The 3516-nt window shown below is 66.8% G+C and carries 4 protein-coding genes and 1 pseudogene; 2 read left to right on the top strand and 3 right to left on the bottom strand.

The window, feature by feature from the left end; genetic code table 11:
- Nucleotides 1–337: pseudogene (locus ACLP25_RS03655) on the bottom strand (tyrosine-type recombinase/integrase); the annotation flags it as partial.
- A 27-nt stretch (nucleotides 338–364) separates the two neighbouring features.
- On the opposite strand from ACLP25_RS03655, the gene ACLP25_RS03650 reads away from it, so the two are divergent.
- Together ACLP25_RS03650 and ACLP25_RS03645 are read left to right on the top strand one after the other, a co-directional pair.
- On the top strand, nucleotides 365–1483 hold the full coding sequence (locus tag ACLP25_RS03650; protein ID WP_442467870.1) for a GMC family oxidoreductase: 1119 nt from the start codon (nucleotides 365–367) through the stop codon (nucleotides 1481–1483).
- The gene (locus ACLP25_RS03645) at nucleotides 1483–1956 is read left to right on the top strand and encodes an MmcB family DNA repair protein (RefSeq protein ID WP_442467869.1); all 474 of its coding nucleotides are present in this window, start codon (nucleotides 1483–1485) and stop codon (nucleotides 1954–1956) included. Before ACLP25_RS03650 ends, ACLP25_RS03645 begins: the two co-directional genes overlap by 1 nt.
- A gap of 24 nt (nucleotides 1957–1980) precedes the next feature.
- Here the strand turns inward: ACLP25_RS03645 and ACLP25_RS03640 are convergent, their stop codons facing one another.
- Nucleotides 1981–2748 carry a universal stress protein gene (locus ACLP25_RS03640; RefSeq protein ID WP_442467868.1) on the bottom strand — a complete coding sequence of 256 codons (768 nt, stop codon included), beginning with the start codon at nucleotides 2746–2748 and terminating at the stop codon, nucleotides 1981–1983.
- A gap of 88 nt (nucleotides 2749–2836) precedes the next feature.
- A partial coding sequence (gene rpoD / locus ACLP25_RS03635) for an RNA polymerase sigma factor RpoD (RefSeq protein WP_442467867.1) occupies nucleotides 2837–3516 on the bottom strand: 680 nt, incomplete at its 5' end.

Raw genomic sequence — 3516 nt, 5'->3', positions numbered from 1 at the left:
GGTAGCTCTCGATCGCGTCCGACACGGTGACCGCCGAAGCGCTCGAGCGGGCTTCGAGCGCCCTCACGTGCTCTCGCGCCGCCCGCTGCGCCTGATCGAAGTTGAGCACCGTGGCGCCGTTGGCGTCGGCGAGATCGTCGGCTTCGCCGAGGGTCTTTTCGGCGTACCGTTCGCTGCCGAGATAAATGCGCGCCACCCACACGCCCTTGACCTTGCCCTTGCGGTAGCCGAGATGGAGCTTGCCGCCGAGATCGAAGAAGGTTGGTTTGGGGGAGGGCTTCAGCCGCGCGCGAGCCGCTCTGGACTCGATCTTGGGGTTTCTGACGTGCCTGGCCATTAGCGTCCTCTCCACTGTCTATCCAATATATGGAGGCGCACGGCGGCGAACAATGGCGTACGAGAAGATACAGTGTCGCAGAGAAACAATGGCTTAGGCGTACGATGGCGCACTGAGCAGGGCTGGCGCGCGGCCTTCCTGAAGCCGATCCTCAACCGCCCCAACCTCAGCGTCGCCGAACGCGCCCACGCCGAGGGCATCCTGTTCGACGGCGCGCGCGCCGCCGGGGTCGCCTATGTCCGCGAGGGCACGCGGGTCGAGGCAAGGGCGCGCGGTGAGGTGCTGCTGGCGGGGGGCGCGATCGGCTCGCCGCAGCTCATGGAGATCTCCGGCCTCGGCCGGCCGGAGGCGCTCGCCGCGATCGGCGTTCCAGTGCGGCGGGCCCTGCCCGGCGTGGGCGAGAACCTGCAGGATCATCTGCAGTTGCGAACCATCTTCCGCATCGAGGGCGCCCGCACGCTCAACGTCGATTCCCAGTCCTATGCGAAGCGCGCCCTGATGGGTCTCGATTATGCGTTGCGCCGGCGCGGGCCGCTGACCATGGCGCCCTCGCAGCTCGGCATGTTCGCGAAGTCGTCGCTTGAATACGCCGCCGCCAATGTCGAGTTCCATGTTCAGCCGTTGTCGCTCGAGCGGTTCGGCGAACCACTGCACGATTTTCCGGCGATCACGGTCAGCATCTGCAACCTGCGCCCGACCAGCGTCGGCTCGACCCACGCGACGAGCGCCGACCTTAGGGTCGCGCCGGCGATCAAGCCCAACTATCTCTCGACCTATGAGGATCGCCGGGTCGCGGTCGACTCGATCCGCCTCGCGCGCCGTCTTGCCGCCGCGCCGGCGCTGTCGAAATACCGGCCGACGGAGCTGAAGCCAGGCGCCGAACTGCACAGCGAGGAGGACCTCGTGAAGGCGGCCGGCGATATCGGAACGACCATTTTCCATCCGGTCGGCACGGCGAAGATGGGCCGCGCCGAGGATCCGCTCGCCGTGGTCGACACGCGGCTTCGGGTGATCGGGGTTCCGGGCCTTCGCGTCGTCGACGCCTCAGTCATGCCGCGGATCGTCTCGGGCAATACGGCCTCGCCGACGATGATGATCGCGGAACGGGCGGCGGAGATGATCCTCGCCGACGCGAAGGCCAGCTGATGTCGGACGAATGGCTTGCGCTTCGCCCCGACGGCCGCCAGTCCGAGACGGCGATGATGATCGCCCGCGGCGTACGCCGGCTTTTGCGGGCGCACGGCTTCTCCAGTCTGACCGAACTGCCGCTCGTCGACGGTCGGCGCGCCGACATCGTCGCGGTCAACGGCGAGGGCGAGGTGCTGATCGTCGAGGTCAAGTCCTCGCCGGCGGACCTCAGGGCAGACAAGAAGTGGCGCGATTACCTCGCCGCCTGCGACCGGCTTTACTTCGCCATCTCCGAGGCGACGCCGGTCGGCATCATGCCGGCGGAGGCGGGGCTCATCATGGCCGACCCCTACGGCGCAGAAATCCTGCGCGAGGCGGACATGCGGCGCATGGCTTCCTCCACCCGCCGCGCGTTGCTGCTGCGCTTCGCCCAGACGGCCGCGGACCGGCTGCATCGCCTCGCCGACCCGGGCGGCGCGCCGGACTTTTGATTCGGGACCGCGGAACGCCTCGGATCAATGCGACATCAGCACCGGAAGCGACTGCTGGCGCATGAGATCAAGGCTCACGCCCCCGAACAGGCCCTCGTAGAGCCGCGAATGGCTGAAGGCGCCGGCGACGATCAGGTCGGCGTCCTGGGTGTCGAGGCTCGCGAACAAAGCCTCGATCGCGGTGAGGTCTCCGGTATTGGTCCAGTCGGAGATGTGCGCCTTCACCCCGTGCGTCGCGAGGTGCTCGACCAGCATGACCGCCGAGGCGCGCAGGTCGCTCGGCCGCGACGAGAAGCAGAACACCGTGACCTTCTTCGCCTTTTCGAGGAAGGGCATGGCGTCGTGCACCGCGCGCAGCGCTTCGCGCCCGCCGTTCCAGGCGATGACGACGTTGTCGCCGACCGTCCCGCCGGTCCAGTCAGGGGGCAAAATCAGCATCGGCGCGCCGGATTCGACCAGCGCCCGGTCGAGCATGCCCTTCCGCACGACCTCGCGCGAGGCGCCCGCAGGCGCAGGCGCGACGATGAGGTCGACGCAATGGGTGAAAGCCTCGGCCTCGCCCGGCTTTTCGGACGGAACGAACAGGGCCTTGAGCCCCGCCCGACCGGCCGCGTCTTCGAATTCCTTCTGGGTCACGATCCCCTCGTCCGCCTCAAGGACGCCGGTCGCGGCGCCTGCGTCGACCCCGATGAGCCGCGCGCCGTTCGTCCTGGCGAGTACGACCGCAAACTTCAGGCGCTCATCCGACTCGGCCGTCGGGTCGAGATAGACCAGGATATCCTTGTAAGCCATGGCTTCCTCCGCTGCCGATCCGCACCTTTCAGCGAGAATTGTAGCATGCCAGCGTCGGGCGGCGAACGCGACGGGTGGTCGCGGACCGTCAATTGTCCAAAAAGCTCCTCAGCTTCCGGCTGCGGCTCGGGTGCTTCAATTTGCGCAGGGCCTTGGCCTCGATCTGGCGGATGCGCTCGCGCGTGACCGAGAACTGCTGGCCGACCTCCTCGAGCGTATGGTCGGTGTTCATGCCGATGCCAAAGCGCATGCGCAAGACGCGCTCCTCGCGTGGGGTGAGCGAGGCGAGCACCCGCGTCGTCGTCTCGCGCAGGTTCGACTGGATCGCTGCGTCGATCGGCAGGACGGCGTTCTTGTCCTCGATGAAGTCGCCGAGGTGCGAATCCTCCTCGTCGCCGATTGGCGTCTCGAGGCTGATCGGCTCCTTGGCGATCTTCAAAACCTTGCGGACCTTTTCGAGCGGCATCGCAAGCTTTTCGGAAAGTTCCTCGGGCGTCGGCTCGCGGCCGATCTCGTGCAGCATCTGGCGCGAGGTGCGCACGATCTTGTTGATCGTCTCGATCATGTGCACCGGAATGCGGATCGTGCGGGCCTGATCGGCGATCGACCGGGTAATCGCCTGCCGGATCCACCACGTCGCATAGGTCGAGAACTTGTAGCCGCGGCGGTACTCGAACTTGTCGACCGCCTTCATCAGGCCGATGTTGCCTTCCTGGATGAGGTCGAGGAACTGCAGGCCGCGGTTGGTGTATTTCTTGGCGATCGAGA

Source organism: Roseiarcus sp., from assembly GCF_052145395.1.
GTDB lineage: Bacteria > Pseudomonadota > Alphaproteobacteria > Rhizobiales > Beijerinckiaceae > Roseiarcus.
This window is presented reverse-complemented; position numbering and strand designations above follow the sequence as displayed.

Coding starts and splice junctions, on each gene's coding strand:
- ACLP25_RS03645 (WP_442467869.1), top strand. CDS start 1,483: ATGTCGGACGAATGGCTTGCGCTTCGCCCCGACGGCCGCCAGTCCGAG.
- ACLP25_RS03640 (WP_442467868.1), bottom strand. CDS start 2,748: ATGGCTTACAAGGATATCCTGGTCTATCTCGACCCGACGGCCGAGTCG.